At 44.7% G+C, this 15980-nt stretch carries 16 protein-coding genes and 1 pseudogene; 11 read left to right on the forward strand and 6 right to left on the reverse strand.

From position 1 onward, the window contains the following. Nucleotides 1–100 precede the first annotated feature (100 nt). The 5 genes and pseudogenes from HMPREF1222_RS05625 to HMPREF1222_RS05645 all read left to right on the forward strand — a co-directional run bounded on the left by HMPREF1222_RS05625 (nucleotide 101) and on the right by HMPREF1222_RS05645 (nucleotide 3913). Entirely contained in the window at nucleotides 101–1249 is a 1149-nt protein-coding gene (locus tag HMPREF1222_RS05625) for an ATP-binding protein (protein WP_016518582.1), read from the forward strand. A 20-nt stretch (nucleotides 1250–1269) separates the two neighbouring features. Next, nucleotides 1270–1362: pseudogene (locus tag HMPREF1222_RS13405) on the forward strand (L-2-amino-thiazoline-4-carboxylic acid hydrolase); the annotation flags it as partial. 284 nt (nucleotides 1363–1646) lie between these two features. Next, a complete protein-coding gene (locus HMPREF1222_RS05635; protein ID WP_006188651.1) occupies nucleotides 1647–2030 on the forward strand; it encodes a VOC family protein in 384 nt (127 codons plus the stop codon). Nucleotides 2031–2371: 341 nt separating this feature from the next. Further along, nucleotides 2372–3304, forward strand: coding sequence for a hypothetical protein (locus tag HMPREF1222_RS05640; protein ID WP_016518583.1), 933 nt, complete (start codon nucleotides 2372–2374; stop codon nucleotides 3302–3304). Nucleotides 3305–3472: 168 nt separating this feature from the next. Further along, on the forward strand, nucleotides 3473–3913 hold the full coding sequence (locus tag HMPREF1222_RS05645; RefSeq protein WP_016518584.1) for a Dps family protein: 441 nt from the start codon (nucleotides 3473–3475) through the stop codon (nucleotides 3911–3913). 144 nt (nucleotides 3914–4057) lie between these two features. On the opposite strand, the gene HMPREF1222_RS05650 is transcribed toward HMPREF1222_RS05645, so the two are convergent. Then, complete coding sequence (locus HMPREF1222_RS05650; protein ID WP_244870119.1) at nucleotides 4058–4621, reverse strand: YbhB/YbcL family Raf kinase inhibitor-like protein; 564 nt, start codon at nucleotides 4619–4621, stop codon at nucleotides 4058–4060. 197 nt (nucleotides 4622–4818) lie between these two features. On the opposite strand from HMPREF1222_RS05650, the gene HMPREF1222_RS05655 reads away from it, so the two are divergent. The 4 genes from HMPREF1222_RS05655 (at nucleotide 4819) to HMPREF1222_RS05670 (ending at nucleotide 6907) form a co-directional block, all read left to right on the forward strand. Next, entirely contained in the window at nucleotides 4819–5169 is a 351-nt protein-coding gene (locus HMPREF1222_RS05655; protein ID WP_016518586.1) for an arsenate reductase family protein, read from the forward strand. Between the two features lie 236 nt (nucleotides 5170–5405). After that, nucleotides 5406–6290, forward strand: a complete 885-nt coding sequence (locus HMPREF1222_RS05660; protein WP_016518587.1) for a ketopantoate reductase family protein — start codon at nucleotides 5406–5408, stop codon at nucleotides 6288–6290. A 6-nt stretch (nucleotides 6291–6296) separates the two neighbouring features. After that, nucleotides 6297–6710 (forward strand): P-loop NTPase family protein, encoded by a 414-nt coding sequence (locus HMPREF1222_RS05665; protein WP_016518588.1) that lies wholly within the window; start codon nucleotides 6297–6299, stop codon nucleotides 6708–6710. Between the two features lie 80 nt (nucleotides 6711–6790). Beyond that, on the forward strand, nucleotides 6791–6907 hold the full coding sequence (locus HMPREF1222_RS05670) for a hypothetical protein (RefSeq protein WP_016518589.1): 117 nt from the start codon (nucleotides 6791–6793) through the stop codon (nucleotides 6905–6907). Nucleotides 6908–7024: 117 nt separating this feature from the next. Here the strand turns inward: HMPREF1222_RS05670 and HMPREF1222_RS05675 are convergent, their stop codons facing one another. From HMPREF1222_RS05675 to HMPREF1222_RS05690, 4 genes are all read right to left on the reverse strand, one after another. After that, entirely contained in the window at nucleotides 7025–7540 is a 516-nt protein-coding gene (locus HMPREF1222_RS05675; protein ID WP_006188662.1) for an HdeD family acid-resistance protein, read from the reverse strand. Nucleotides 7541–7614: 74 nt separating this feature from the next. Beyond that, on the reverse strand, nucleotides 7615–9009 hold the full coding sequence (gene radA, locus HMPREF1222_RS05680; RefSeq protein WP_016518590.1) for a DNA repair protein RadA: 1395 nt from the start codon (nucleotides 9007–9009) through the stop codon (nucleotides 7615–7617). A 3-nt stretch (nucleotides 9010–9012) separates the two neighbouring features. Then, the gene (locus tag HMPREF1222_RS05685; RefSeq protein WP_016518591.1) at nucleotides 9013–10305 is read right to left on the reverse strand and encodes a S1C family serine protease; all 1293 of its coding nucleotides are present in this window, start codon (nucleotides 10303–10305) and stop codon (nucleotides 9013–9015) included. A gap of 137 nt (nucleotides 10306–10442) precedes the next feature. Further along, entirely contained in the window at nucleotides 10443–12530 is a 2088-nt protein-coding gene (locus tag HMPREF1222_RS05690; RefSeq protein ID WP_016518592.1) for a methyl-accepting chemotaxis protein, read from the reverse strand. A gap of 248 nt (nucleotides 12531–12778) precedes the next feature. Between HMPREF1222_RS05690 and HMPREF1222_RS05695 the strand changes: the two genes are divergently transcribed. Both HMPREF1222_RS05695 and HMPREF1222_RS05700 read left to right on the forward strand, forming a co-directional pair. Beyond that, nucleotides 12779–14494, forward strand: a complete 1716-nt coding sequence (locus HMPREF1222_RS05695; protein WP_244870121.1) for a hypothetical protein — start codon at nucleotides 12779–12781, stop codon at nucleotides 14492–14494. Nucleotides 14495–14617: 123 nt separating this feature from the next. After that, nucleotides 14618–15250 carry a DUF421 domain-containing protein gene (locus tag HMPREF1222_RS05700; RefSeq protein ID WP_016518594.1) on the forward strand — a complete coding sequence of 211 codons (633 nt, stop codon included), beginning with the start codon at nucleotides 14618–14620 and terminating at the stop codon, nucleotides 15248–15250. A 77-nt stretch (nucleotides 15251–15327) separates the two neighbouring features. Here HMPREF1222_RS05700 and HMPREF1222_RS05705 read toward each other — a convergent pair whose 3' ends face one another. Then, nucleotides 15328–15960 carry a shikimate kinase gene (locus HMPREF1222_RS05705; protein ID WP_016518595.1) on the reverse strand — a complete coding sequence of 211 codons (633 nt, stop codon included), beginning with the start codon at nucleotides 15958–15960 and terminating at the stop codon, nucleotides 15328–15330. Between the last annotated feature and the right edge of the window lie 20 nt (nucleotides 15961–15980).

A 15980-nucleotide genomic window follows, 5' to 3' on the forward strand; every position in this document is an offset into this window, starting at 1 on the left:
AAAATGTAACTCATTGATATTCTGAAACTTGAACATCTGAATAAAATATGCTAGATTTTATTCAGATCAATTTGAATAAAATCAATTTGAATAAAATTTCATGGCGGCGTATTTATTTGCGAGGATATCAATATGTTTAATAGATGAATTGCCGTATTGGGCGGAAAAAGACGAAGGACTTCTTTCTATATTACAGAAATATATTGATACAATATGGCAGGGTAAAAATTTAAAAATCATTTTATGCGGTTCTGCCTTGAGTTTTATGGAAAATAAAGTATTGAGCGAAAAAAGTCCGTTATTCGGCAGGCGTGATTCTCAAATAAAATTGGAAGCCTTTGATTATTTGGATTCGGCAAAATTTGTATCAAAGTATTCATATAAAGATAAAGCAATTTGTTATGGAATTACCGGCGGTGTGGCAAAATATCTGTCGATGATTGATCCTACAAAGAGCATTGATAAAAATATTATAAGATTATTCTTTCGCACGGGCGGATATTTATATGATGAAACAAGAAATCTTTTAACGCAGGAATTTTCCGATATAACGCTGGTGAATAATATCATCGAACAGATTGCATCCGGAAAAAATACGGTTAATGGTATCGCAAACGGAATAGGCGAGAAAGAGCCTACCGTCCTTTATTCTTTGGAGAAATTGATAAGTGTAGGCCTAATAGAAAAGAAAAGATGCATAACGGAAGAGAAAAATAAAAAGAAAAGTCAGTATGTTTTAAAAGACTCTATGTTTAAATTCTGGTATACATTCATTCCAAAGGCTGCCAGCATAATAGAAATGGGACAGGGAGAACTGTATTATAAGAAGGCTGTAAAACCGTTTTTGCATTTTTTCATGGGTACCGTATTTGAGGATATGTGCAGATATTACACGTTGCAGCATGGCATTTTAGGAGAATTTGGTTGCTTTATTACGTCCGTCGGCAGCTGGTGGGGAATGGAAACCATTATAAGTGATGATGGGAAGAAAATGGGACAGTCGGCTGATATCGATGTGGTTGCCCTATCGGAAATAGAAAAAAAGGCAGCCGTAGGAGAGTGTAAATTTAAAAATGAAAAACTTGACCGAAGAGTATATGAAACTTTGTTACGACGAGCGAATGTATTGTCTTCAAAATATACCATAACAAAGTATATACTATTCTCATTGTCGGGTTATACAAAGTGGTTTGATGACTTGAAAGATAATCGTGTGATTCGGATTTCACTAGATGATATGTATCAGTAATTGCAGTAGGTGCAAAATGAATCAGTATCCATTTGGTCGGGTGTCCTATCGCCGATTTTGCAAAAAAGAACGGATACGCCGAACTGATGCCGTATTTTTATGAAACGGATAAACAGGCAGATAATATGCCGACAGCGCTTCCCGCAACGGTAAAGCGCAAAACGGTATCCTTTGCATTTGTTCCCGCCTATCATGGCTATCTCGGCGTAAAAGTAAAAACTATTGAATATGAGCAATCGTCCGGTTTCTGTTATCATTTCTTTTTATATGTTTTTAAATTCTGCCGTAAATCCGAATACGCACCCGATTCTCCTGCTTGACGTGAAGCACACTTTAAGTAATATACTGGAAAACGATAGAAACACAGGAAGGATTGAGGGATGAGGGAGCGGCAAAAATGAAAATCGAACACATTGCTATGTATGTAAATGATTTGGAAAAAACAAAAGATTTTTTTATCGAATATTTTAACGGACATGCCGGCGCCGGATATCACAATAAAACGACCGATTTCCGCTCGTATTTTATAAGCTTCGATGAAGGGGCTCGGCTGGAAATAATGAAAAAGCCCGATGTCACCGACCCCGAAAAAGCGCCGGCACGCACGGGATATGCACACATCGCGTTTTCCGTCGGAAGCAAAGAAGCGGTTGATGCGCTGACAGAAAAGCTTAAGCGGGCTGGTTTCAAAGTTGTAAGCGGACCGCGAACCACCGGCGACGGATATTACGAAAGCTGCATCGTCGCAATCGAAGACAATCAAATTGAAATTACCGTGTAATTGAATATCCGTTCTAAAGGCGCGGTAATATGTATGAAGCCGGAACTTTCGGCGATTGATAGGGGAAATTATATCGTACCGGTTTGGGTAATATGATAAACGGAATCTGAGGAGATACATTATATGAGCGATTTTAAAGAAAAGGATTATCGGATTTTTCAGATGTTTGATAAACAGTGGGCTATTGTGACACATTTAGAGTTTTCGGCTTTAAAAACGGATGCAGATGTGCGAGACTCGTAATAAAAGATATCTACAATTGAAGTTTTTAGAGGTTCCCTATAATTTGATGCAATGCGATGTCTTGTATAGGGTTTTGCTTTTCGGTACAATAGCTGCCTATGGTAAAAGATACTGCCGAAAGGAAAAAAGACTCTATACCGGCAATCGACTCTTGCGGTGTGTTTCTTCCGTATTTGATTATTCCTTTCCGGCTTAAAAGTGCAAAAGTACTTTTCCGCTTTTTACGTACCGTTGTACGCGATTTTTTCTGGCTGCAGTTTTCGGTAAAATGGCACTTTAAAACTATTCCCATTTTGGACGTCTCGCATCCTCTGGACGACCTAATTCCTTTTACACCCGGCAAAGTACAAATTTATTTGAATTTTACGAATTTCTGGATTAGGCCGATGACTTTTTTGTTCCGGCGAATTGGAATAAAAAAAGCATTACCGTACTGCACTGAGTATCTTTCGCTTATTGAACAAGCGTATTCAGGAGCGGCAAGGGTATACCGATTCTGTATGACGACTACAAACCGCCCCGATTATAAAGCGGATAAAGCATTCAAAATGATTCATGCCTTAGACCCTCATTTGCTGTGCGTTCCAAGTCTGCACGTTTCTATCGTTGTTCTTGCATCGGTTTATTATGCCGAAGTTTTTAAGCATGATGATTTTACCCAAGAAGAACGAGAATTCTATACGGAAGAATTAAAAGAAGGCGCCCGGCATATTATCGAAAGCGTATTGTATATAAAACAGCATAGCGTAAATTGCATTCCTGCAGCAATGTATATGATGCTGTATGTGCTCAAAGATCGATTTACGATAAGCGCAGGAGTTGATATTATCAACAGTTTGTTTACCGACGACGAAACGCTTTCCGAGCAGACTAAACAAGAAGTGCGAGCACACATTCATTTTATGTTTGAACGCCTTCTCTTAGAGGGCGCCCATGAAAATGATTGGACTATTCCAGTAAAGCGCTGGCTGCAAAGCTACGCACGCTCAAAAAAGGCCGTTTTGCCAATCGATCACCTGCCGCTTACATAATTTATGGCTCGTGTGCTTATTAAAGAACTCTAATTATTACACAAAATATAAGCCTTATTACGACGAATTTTGTTGACGATTGCCGTTTTTTTGAGTATCTTAAATGAGATGGTGATAATGCATTTCTTTAGAAGTGCAAAAAATACATCTTTTAAATAGGAGACAATTATGACCAAAGAAATGGAAAAGAAATTAAATCTGTATCTTGCCAATCAACTGGTTGATTATGTCAAAAAGCATAACCTACATTGGAACTTGAAGGGAAGCCACTTTTTTACCCTTCATGCAAAACTTGAAGAATTGTACGACGAAGCGGACGAAATTCTCGATGAAGTTGCGGAACGCATTCTTGCGCTCGGAGGTAACCCCGTTTCCAGCATGAAAGAAGCGCTGGCTATTGCAACGATTAAAGAATTGGAAGACGGTCCCAAATCGACCGATGCGGTTATCCACGCTCTCGTTTCCGATACCAACTATTGGATTAAAGATTCGAAAGAAATCGTCGAACTTGCCGAAAAAGAAGGCGACGGCGTAACGGCTGATATGTTCAACGGCTATACTAAAGAATATCAAAAATTAGCATGGATGCTGAAGGCATATCAGAGCTAAGAACCGCCGCTTTAAGATTAAAAGCAACACACAAGGAGATTCCAAAGCAAAAGGCTTTTGGAATCTCCTTTTTTATTTGATGGGCAGTTTGAAAACTCGGCGGGAATTCCGGAATACCCGCTGCCGCACTTTTCAGTGCTTCGGTCAAGGGTTATCCTTAGCCCCAAACATACCCGTAAGCGAGGCCGTTTCGATTACGTGCCCTTTAAGCGCAGCTTTAAGTTCTTTTACACCGCTGCCAGCCGGAAGGCTAAGTTCCGTATCGAGCGCATAGAGATAAAAAATATAACGGTGCGTACCGAACGGCGGCTGCGGTCCGTTGTAGCCGCTCGTCCCCCAACTCGTTTCGCCTTCGACGGCTTCCGGCGGCACATTACCTTCTCCGATCGACGCCGTTTGCGGCGGAATGTTCCACAGTGTCCAATGGTAAAATCCGCCCGGAAGCGGCGCATCCGGATCATGCACGATAATCGCGAGGCTCTTTGTACCCTCCGGCACTCCTCCGATTCCGAGCGGAGGAATATGGTTCGCTCCGCGTTTTGCAAATTCTTGGGGCATTTTTTCGCCGTCGGCAAAGCCCGTACTTGTCAATTCCATACTACCCCCTTGGGTAAGCGGTTTAATTTCGTCCTTACTTGAGCAGCTTCCGCAGAAAATAAGAATCAGCGCCGCCGCAAACGGCAGCACCTTCATATATATATGTTTCATACCGATATTTTATAACAAAGACATTTTAAGTCAATATATGTCGCTTGTAACAAAAGTGTAAGAATTGTTTATCGTCTCATTACTCCGGAGAAAGTAGAGATTGTCGAAATTTGGAGTATTGGCAAAAGAGACAAATTAAAGATTTATAAAACTGTAGGAGACAGATTGAATAACTCAAAATAATACTTGGATTCGCAATGATTTTTATTTACTATCCTAAATGTACAACTTGTATGAAAGCAAAAAAATGGCTTGACGATCATCACATTGATTATACCGAACGGCACATCAACGAGAATAAGCCCTCTGCTGCAGAATTAAAAACATGGCATCAACAAAGCGGATTGCCGCTTAAAAAGTTTTTTAACACCAGCGGTTTACTGTATAAAAGTTTACAGCTTAAAGATAAACTTCCCGGTATGACGGATGATGAGATGTATGCTATTTTGGCATCCGATGGTATGCTTGTTAAAAGACCGCTGATTATTACACAAGATAAAATCCTAATCGGCTTTAAAGAAAAAGAATGGGAAGAAAATCTTTTGTAAGATCGCCATAAACACACTTTCGATTACAGTCGAAATACTTGTTTGTTTTAGTTGATGTTTCGATTATAATCGAAAGTATAAGAGATACTGATAAAGTATATTATCAATATCAAGCCTAAGTACATAAAATAGATTACTCAATTAAAATAGCAGGGGAGATATACTATGAATACCGTTACAACAACAAAAACAACATGCATTGACTTTCATGCCCATGCACTGGATCGCGGCGGAAAATGAAACTATTAATTTACGGTGCCGGTGTAATCGGGTGTTTGTATGCCGCCGCATTCAGTAAAGCCGGTTATGATACGAGCGTGTACGCACGAGGGAACAAACTTGAAGTGCTCAAACGCCGCGGATTGCAGTACGAAAAAAACGGTAAAACGTATAAGGCGGATGTTAAAGTTATCGGCACATTGCAAAACGGCGACATCTATGATTTTATCTTTTTAACGGTACGGGAAAATCAAGTACATACAGCGCTCGAAGAACTCAAGTTCAACAACAGTGCAAACATCGTTACGATGGTGAATACGCTTGAGCTCTACGGCAGCTGGGAGAATCTGTGCGGCAGGGGGCGCATTATTCCCGCATTTCCCGGAGCCGGCGGAAGCTATGAAAATGGAGTGCTTAAAGCGGACTTTACGCCGCCTTTTATTCAGGCTACGACATTCGCCGAAATCGACGGGAGTAAAACGGAGCGTTTAAAAAAACTGGCGGCTGTTTTTAAGACGGCGGGAGTTCCCTACAAAATCGTAAAAGATATGCACGCATGGCAGATATGCCATTTGGCGCTGGTTGTTCCGCTCGCCGATGCGTATTACAAAGCAGAGAACTCCGAAGCGGTTTGGAAAGAGCCGAATGTAATGAACGAAACCGCGCGGCAAATCAAAAGTAATTTTCAAAAACTGTACCGTTCCGGCGTAAAGCTTTCTCCGCCGAAAATGCACCTTTTCAGACTTCTGCCCGTCGGTATACTGCAGAGTATTTTAACGCCGATTTTTAAAAGCCGCTTTGCGCATATCTTTATGTACCGCCACTCGATGAACGCCCGCGATGAAATGAAGGAACTGCACGATCAGTTTTATCGATACCTTAAAGAGTTGCAAAGGACTTAAAACACCATGGATTATCTTAATCATCTGTACGGTAGAAATATAAAAAGAATTAAGGAAATAGACGGCGGAACGATACATAAAATTAAAACGCACAATCAAGGTGTGTGCTATATAACGGCATATCAGATCTTTTCAGGTGTAAGCGTTATGTTTAACGATATTCATGCGTCAAAATTCGATATGGTAATGAAAGAACACGCAGACGGTGAAATCACGGTTGCCGGTATCGATCCGCGTAAAAAAGAACTGTATGAAGTCGGGCGGAAGGTCAGTTCAATTTTTCAAAATCCGAAAAGTCAATTTTTTGCGGAAATCGTCGAGGACGGAATTGCGTTTGGACTGGAAAATTACGGAGTTGAACGTACGCATATTTTAGAGAGACCGAACAAGCGCTGCGTTCCATTAACGGGGAGAATTTAGCCGGTAAGAACTTATTTCAACTTTCAAGCGGAGAGCGGCAAAAAATCGTCATCATTATTTTGCATGATTATGAGTTTTTGATGGAAGCCTGCAACAAAATCCTCTATTTGGACGGGCATTCTTTGAAGGAATTTTCCGCCGCGCAAGATAAAGAAAAAATACTGGAAGTGTTGCAGGGTGGGGAAGAATTTTCTTAATTTCGTCTTAATAAATCGTGAATCCTAAATATGAGGCTTCCGTATCACGCTGTAAACAGGGCTACTATCAACTGATGCACACAGGTTTACATCAGTTGATAAATGACCGCTTATGACTTACCGGCCTCTAAAGAATAAAACGATACTGATGATACCGTGGTATATAAAGTTAAAGCCGATCATGTACGCTACGAACAAACTGGTAAAGAGCGGATGCATCAGCATGACTATTCCGCAGATTATGCCCAGTATACCGATTAACAGTAAATAAAAACCACCCCTTCTGGTTATATAGCGAATTTTAAAGCTGATAATAAAACGTGTAATACCGCTAAACAATATCCAACACGCGAATAAATACGGAATAAGAGTTGCAGCTGCAAATAGAGGACTGGACAGTACAAGAATAGAAAGCAGAATAGTCAGGATACCATTGAGCAAAACAATGAAGATATGATCTTCTCTATCTGCAAAATAATGAATAATTTCATAAACACCGTTTATAAACATAATCACTGCGAAAAAAAGTGAAAACGATGCTAAGCTGGTAATCGGACTGATAAACATATAGATACCTGCAATAATGGAAAGGATACCTACTGCCAATGCCGTGAATCGGAATTCTTTTTTCATACCTTCTCCTTTAAGAATTGTATTCCTAATAAAGAAGGTATATGCCGCACCTTATTTTGTCAAGCCGGTGTACATTACATCTTTCTGGAGCCGAATGCTTGTTTAATTGTCTCGGCAAGGTTTTCTACGCGGGAAACTCCTTGTATTGCAGGTTCGGGCTCGTCGCCGTCGCCGGCAGCTGCCGGAACATAAAGCTGGGTAAACCCGAGGCTTTGCGCGGTTTTAATCAGCGGTTTTAAGCGGCGCACCGGACGGATTTCACCGGCAAGACTTAATTCTCCGATAAACGCTTCGTTTTTGTGCGCGGGGATGTCCGTCCGCGCGGAGTAGAGCGCAAGCGCCAAGGCCAAGTCGATTGCCGGTTCCCGCAGTCTAATACCGCCGGCGACATTGATATAGATGTCCTGATCGGAGAACCGCAGGCCTATCCGCTTTTCCAGTACGGCGGCGACGCGGCTAACCCGTGCGGAATCCACCTTGTCGGAGAAAACGCGCGTCATCGTGCCCTTCGCAGGTACCGTAAGAGCCTGAATTTCTACCATAAACACGCGGCTACCTTCAAACACAGGCACGGTGGCAGACCCGGCGGGAAGCTCGCCTTGCCGCTGAATAATAAAAAGGGCGGCAGGATCCTGCACGACAGCCAAGCCTTTTTCATCCATCCTGAAAATCCCCAGCTCGTCCACCGACCCGAAGCGGTTTTTAAGAGCACGGAGAAAGCGGACATCGTCTTCGTTCCGCTCAAAAGAGATAACGGTATCGACGATATGCTCCAACACTTTCGGCCCGGCAATAATGCCTTCCTTTGTTACATGCGCAGTAAGAAAGAGAACCGCATCCCGTTCCTTTACCCACTGCACCAATTCGTTGGCGCAGTATTTCAGCTGATTGATGGTGCCCGGGATGGTTCCTGCCTGAGGAGAAAAAAGGGTTTGTACCGAATCGATGATAACGACAAGAGGATTGATATTGTTTAATACTTTTTCGATATTTTCCACCGAATTAGTGCAGAGTAATTCGATGTTTTTAAGCGGAACCCCCAGCCGGTCTGCCCTGCCGCGTATCTGTCCGGCGGACTCTTCCCCCGACACATAAAGCGTCCGCTGTCCGGCCGCTGCGGCCGCTTGCATCAGTAATGTCGACTTTCCGATACCGGGTTCGCCGCCGATCAATACCGCCGAACGCTTTACCGCGCCGCCGCCGAGCACCCTATCAAATTCCGAAATACCGGTAGTGATGCGGGCGGTATCATGCACCTCAACCTGTTCAAGCGGGACGGGGTGCGCTTCGTCCGTTTGCCGCACGGAGACGGCGCTCGAAGCAAAGCCGGGGGTAAAATCCGCCTCTTGGAACTGCTCCTCAAAGGTATTCCATTCGCCGCAGCCCGGACAGCGCCCAAGCCATTTCGGCTGACTGTACCCGCAGGAGCTGCAGCGGAATATCCGCCCGCCGGCTTTCTTTTTTGCCATGCCCTACTCGTCGTTCCGTTCCGACAGGGTAAGTGTCAGTTTTACGGTCTTATTGCCGCGCAGCACCGTTACCGAAATGCTTTCGTTCGGCTTTTTATCTTCCAACACAGCGTAGTATTCGCTGAGATTATTAACCGCTTGACCGGCAATTTCCGTAATAATGTCGCCGCCGAGGTAGATAACCGCAGCGCGCTTCCCGATACCGTAACGGACGGCGTTTGAACCTCCGCGGAGCCCTGCCTTTTCGGCATTGCTGTCCTTTTGAACGCGGGAAACCAATAAGCCGCGCTGCACCGAAAGCCCTGCATAGTTTGCAATCGAAGCATTCAGCTGCACCAGTTCCGCGTCGATGGATGCGCGCCGCACCTTTCCGTATCTGATAATTTCGGAGACAACTCGTTTTGCCGTGTTGATGGGTACCGCGAAACCGACACCTGCGGAACTGCCCGACGTGGAATAGATCATCGTATTGATGCCGATCATCTTACCGTCGGAGTCAAGAAGCGGCCCGCCGGAATTTCCGGGATTGATGGCCGTATCGGTTTGAATCATATTTTTGATGATGATGTTTTTATCGGTTTGAATCGGGCGGCCTAAAGCGGACACAATACCGACCGTCAGCGTCCGGGTTAAACCGAACGGATTTCCGATTGCCAGAACCCGCTGCCCAACCTTGAGCCCGTCGGAATCGCCGAATTTTATCGTTGTAAGCTGGGTGTTTGCAGGAGGGTCGAATTTAAGCACCGCAAGGTCGTTTTCGCGGTCTACCCCGATAACCTTTGCATTATACTGACTGCCGTCCGAAAGCGACACGAATATCTTTGTTGCATCCTCGATAACATGCGTGTTGGTCAAGATGTAGCCGCGGCTATCGATAATCGAACCCGAGCCCGAACCTCCCTCTTGCGGAACCGGCTCAAGGAACCAATTCACGCCGACCGTTTCCGTGGTGATGTTGACAACCGCATCGTTCGTGTTTTCGTATACCGAAATATTTTGCTTTTCTTCAGCCGTATAGCGGCTCGCCGGTTCGGCAGTATTTGTCAAATAAGGACTTGCCGATTCCGCGGGTTCTAAAACAGCGGCGGCGCTATTACCGGCATCCACAGTTTGTACACCGCTTTGTTGACCGGCGGCAGAACCGCTGTCCGCCAAAGCTTCAAGCTCAGCAGCACTGTCGCTTTGCGGTGTTTTTCCGTGTCCTAAATAAAAGCCCGCACCGTAGGCGGCGAGCGCAATAAAACATCCGACAACAGCTGCGGAAAGAATAAGTTGTTTTCTACTGTAAAGCTTCATAATGCGATCCTCTCCTTATATTTATTCAACATAAATATACAAAAAAAAAGTCTATCCGCCAATAGAATAGAGCCCCACGCAAGCCGCGTAATCTTATAGGGAACCTCTAAAAATCCAACCGAGTTTTTAGCGATGCCCTATACTTTAAACTTAGAAACCTCTGCAGCAAGAGCGGCGATACTCTCTTTAGTACGCAACGTAATCTGGTTAACCTCTTGTACGGAGGTATTGATGTAAGACGCCCCTGAAGTCATTTCATCCATGCTGCCGGTGATAACGCGGGTAAGGTCGTCCAGAATCGCCATTTCCTTTGCAGCTTTTTCGCCGCCCTTCAGCATTTCCGCAGAACCGTTGTTGACCTCAACCGTAACCGTATTGATATTTTTGATTGCGGTCAGTACTTCCCTACTGGCATTTTCTTGTTCGCGCATTGCTTCGGTCAGCTGATTACTCATCATCTTAACCTGTTCGGACAAATTAAAAATAGCATTGAACTTCTCTTCAACCGTATGAGCCGAATTGGAGAGTCCTTCGATTTCCGTGCCGAACTGTTTAAGCGTTGTCGAGATGGTTTTTCCCTGCGTTGCGGAATCTTCGGCCAACTTGCGGATCTCGTCCGCGACAACGGCAAATCCCTTGCCGGCTTCCCCTGCATGGGCAGCCTCAATAGCCGCATTCATTGCAAGCAGGTTTGTTTGACTCGCAATATGCTGGATAACTCCGCTCGCTTCAATTAAGCTGCCCGACTCTTCCGCAATTTTTTGCGTAATGGCATTGGAACTGTGCAGCGTTTCTTTACCGTCGGAAGTTGCAGAGGCAAGCGATTTAATCGATTCGTCCGTTCTTTCCAGTGTCTTGGTAATAGAGGCAATATTTGCAACCATTTCTTCGATAGCCGAAGAAGATTCCGCAACACTCGCCGCTTGAGTCGCAATACTACCGTTTAACTGCTTAATGGTTTTGATGATTTCTTCGATTGTTGCAGACGTTTCGGTAACGCTTGACGCTTGCGTAAATATCTTTCGTTTTACATCTTCAATATGGGTGCTTATCTCATTTGCAGCGCCGGCGGTTTCCGACATATTTTGCGCAAGCTCATCGCCTATCTTTGTCATCGCACCGGCATTTTTATCAACGGATTGAATTGCCGTTCTAATCTTTCCGATTGTTTCGTTAAAATATTCCGAAAGATTACGGATTTCATCCAACCCCGTTAGCGGTAAGGTAACGGTTAAGTCTCCTTCACCCTGCGCAATATCTTTTAGCGCCGCAGCCACACGTACGAGCGGCCTGATAATCCGGTGCGACAGCCAATACACTACGATAGCCGCAATAATCAGCATTGCTGCTCCGATAAGATACATCCACCGATTTAATGTCCGTACATCGGTTAAAAATTCTTTTTCGGGGGCACGCAGCATCACAACCCAGCCGGTGTTCATCTTTTTTCCCACCACAAATTGCGTTTCCCCGTTATATGAACCTGAACCGCTTACAACATCATCCGATCTAAATACCGATTCGACCAGAGCTGACAGCGAAGCCATATCCTTATCATTTGCGGCCGCATCTCTGATGGAAATTTGTGCGGCAACTCGGCTAAAGTCGGTATCCCCTATAACTCTCCTGCTTGTTCCGACAATAAAGACGGAACCGCTTGTGCCGACGGTAACCGTTTTACAGATATTTGAAAGATATTGTCCGTCTATATCGATCGAAAAGAACCCTGCAATTTTCTGATCTTTCCCGTACATAGGGATTGCATACGACATAAGGAAAACATCTTTCCCTGCCGGAAAAGGTTCGGATAAAAACGGAATCCCGTTCATAACGGTATTATACCACGATTCATTCCCGCAAAAGAAACTGCTGCCGTCGGCACGGATAAGTTTTCCGTCCATACCGGCCATACCATAGCTTTTTACGGATGGCTGCCGTTTCATAAGGAAGTCTATTTCCTGTAGCCGTTCGGGAATACTTAAACTTTCATCGAACAGGATAGGAGAACCGGCTACTCCCTCAAGCCAAAATGAAAGCCCCTTCATTTCCTGTTCGATTTTTTCGGCAGTCGTAATCGCTTTGTTTTGCAGTAATTCCATAACTTTTGCGGTAATTGCCCGCCTGACGATACTGCCGGCAAGAACGGTCTGCAAAATCGATACCGTAACGATAAATATTGCAAAAATAATAATCAGGCGTTTCTGCAAACCGAGTTGTTTTTTCATAGTTTCTCCTCAATACTAAAACGGATATGGCCGCACGAGCGGTAAAACGATTATTAATTGTGCAGCGCTTATTATCATTATCTATTAAAACTCTGTCAATTCCTCACCTTTTGAAAATAGACGGCGCATCTGCGTTGTCGCAAAGTAAGCTTTGAGGAGCCACAAGTTTTTTCATATTATTTTAAGTTTTTTTCAAAAAATATAAAAAATTTGCGGCCAAAACGCTGCGCAAGTCGCATAACAAGAGTATGAGTGTTACAAGATTTTATTCCGGCATCAGACGTATGCCGACCCTATTGTGTATGTTTGTTATCCTTTTTGTAAACCTTTCCGCGCAAGGTTACGGACAACAATCGCTCTTTGACCGTTTTACCGATGACAGCTTTATATTCAGCCGGCAGGACGAAGACGGAGAGAAATACGAAAATGACGAAGATGAGGATTCCGAAAGCAAAACGGAAGAAGACAATTCCGGTGGAAATGCCGCATCGAACCTACAAAAAGACAATACAGCCGGTATGGATGCCGCCGCATCGGAGCGCGACTATTTTATCCGCTATACGCACAGCCTCCGTAAGGGAGCCGGCATTTCCACAGGTATAAGCGGACACGGCTACATCGGCTTGCTGAAGCTTGCGTCTCCGATGCCGGTTCCCTATTTTGAACTTTCGGTTAAGAATTTCGGTGTCGGGCTGTATCCCCTCGCCTCTCTGCAAACCTCTTTCCCCGAAAAAAACATCCCGACGGTGTTTCTCGGCGCGGGGTGCTTAACTTTTGACGGTTTTTTAAAAGCAGCAAAGTTTTCCGGTTATGCTAAAACGAAAGCAACCTACAGCGGGCTCAAATTCCCCCGCGAACAGTTCATCGGTATCGGAAGTGCACAAAAGGCCGTCCAATACGGGGTGGAAGTATACGGCGGCGGATGGAACGGCGCTTTTTTTGCAAGCCCCGAACCGAAGAAGCAACGGATGCGGTACGGCCTTATGGGCGGCTGGCGCATGAAACAAAAAAAAGCGGATATCAATTTTACCCTGCAGCATCTAACCGCTTTTATCCCGGAATTGGTTAGAGAAGTAAAAACGCCTGCCGCACAATCCGCAACAGGCGGAACTTTGGCGGTTCAATCAAGCAGTACATCGGTAATATCTTCAGATATAAACGGTGAATATGCTCGGCAGCGGTACCACACGCTTTTCGGCTTAAATGCCGTTTTTACCCATCCGATTGTTTCGTTGGCGGCAACCGGTTTTTGCAGCTATGCGGCGGATAAAACCGTCTCCGGCGCAGTGCAGGCTGAAACCGATGTTTGGTATCGATATGTGGGTGTGCGTACCGGCGGCAGCTATACCGGAGCGAATGCCTTAAACTGGGACGACGCCCGCACAAACGAACAGGTTACCGCATTTGTGCAGCCGTATTTTAAAGCCGGTCTGTTTTCGCTGTTTACGCTCTATGCTTTCAATATGGAGGGCGGAACAATGCTGCATAACGGCGGGCTGATTGCGCAGGTAAACCACAAGGTTGTTCGTTGGAAAGCAAGTTGGGATTACGGTAATGAACTGCATACGGTCAAAACGGAGATAACATTTGTCAGCAAGCCGGCATGGTTTACCGGTATCCGGTGGTTCCAAAAAGCTGCCGCCGGCGCTGCGGTTGAATTGCAGGACAGAACCGCCAATCCGTTTATCCTAAAAAAATATTCAGTGAATGCAAACAGCACTTTTTGCATTACCGACGGTATTTTTTGCGGCATCAGCGGTTCGTTCTCTCAAGCAATACGGAAAGAAGAAAGCGAAACGGAACGCCTTATATACCTGCAAGGCCCTGTATACGGCGGCGGAGTATCCGTAAGTTTTAAGCGGAACGGTATCGGAAAGGTACACTCCGGCAAACTGGAAGTTTCGGTAAAAAACGAAAAGCCGTATTATGACGTCAAACTTATATATCAGATTCGCGGAAAGTGAAAAGTCTTTGATACACGTATTACTGAGTTTTGCTGTATACATTTAAAAAGAAAATGATATAATGGCTCAATTTATGAAGGAAGCGTACCATATAATTTTTCTAAATAATAGAGGAGCACATATATGGGGGTATTTTTACTAGTAACGATAAAGCTGCTCATCGGCTTCTTTGCAATGGTAGTAATCATAAACATATCAGGAAAAGGAAATTTAGCGCCATCATCAGCCAGTGACCAAATTATAAATTATGTGTTCGGTGGGGTTATGGGAGGCGCTATTTACAACAGTAGTGTTCGAATACCTGATTTTATTGTTGTTTTGTGCATTTGGTGCGCCTTTGTTCTATCGATGAAATGGGTAAAGAAACGTAATCTAAAGGCTAAGCAGCTTATAGACGGCAAGGCGTTAATTATAATCGATGACGGCAAAATAGATATCACAAATTGCAAGAAGGCTCGGTTGTCGGCTCACGATGTAGCTTTTAAACTTCGTACAAATGGCATTTACTCATCAAAGGCTGTAAAGAGAGCTTTAGTCGAACAAAATGGGCAGTTCATTATCATACAGGCTGGTGAAGAAAATCCCAAGTTTCCCATTATTACGGATGGTCAGGTACAGAGTGATATCCTTAAAGTAATCGGGAAGGATGAAGAATGGCTTCTTGATGAACTAAAAAAGCAAGGCATAGATGCATATAGCGATGTATTTTTGGGGGAATACGTAGACAAAACTTTGATAGTAACTCCGTATGAATAACGACAAGCAATACCCTTAAAGAAATAAGAATTTTACCGTTTGCCGTATCTCACAAAAGATATATTAATTTACGATAATCAGCATTGCTCCGCTATCTTCTGAGCGGCGGCAGCGCAATCCAAGCCGGTCGTGTCGATGGTGAGGTTGCAGATACTGCGATACCGTTCCGTGCGGCGCGCATACAATTCGGCAAAAAGCCGGCGTGCTTCCGCTTTTTGGTCAACAGGCAGAAAGCGTAAGAAAGCCGGATAATACCCTGTTTGCAGCGCATCGTGTGTCAAGCGTTCAAAAAGCGCCGCTTCCTCTGCATAGAGGAAAACCCGCAGCGGTATCGCTGCAATGATGGCGGATGCTTCGGCGTTATCGCAAATGCCGCCGCCAGCCGCGATGACAGCGCAGTTTTCTACAGTCATGCCCTGCCGTTTCTCGGCGGAGCCGTCGGTTGGCAGAGCCAGAGGTGTAGAGTGTCGCAACGGCTCGGCTGCAAAGGCAACGCCGCTGCAGTCATGTAAAGAACAGCACTCACGCAAGGCAGCGGCTTCTGCAGCGTGCAGGGCGGATATCCCCGCTTGACGGCAGAGCTGCCGCGGCGTTAAGCCGGTGCGGATGCGGATAACCTCATCGGTGTCGTAAAAGGGGCAGCCGAGCCGTTCGGCAAGAAGCCGCCCCGCGGAGGTTTTTCCTGCATGGCTTAGGCCTAAAAGAATCATCGATTGAAGTGAAGGTACGT

The organism is Treponema vincentii F0403 (assembly GCF_000412995.1).
GTDB classification, from domain to species: domain Bacteria; phylum Spirochaetota; class Spirochaetia; order Treponematales; family Treponemataceae; genus Treponema; species Treponema vincentii.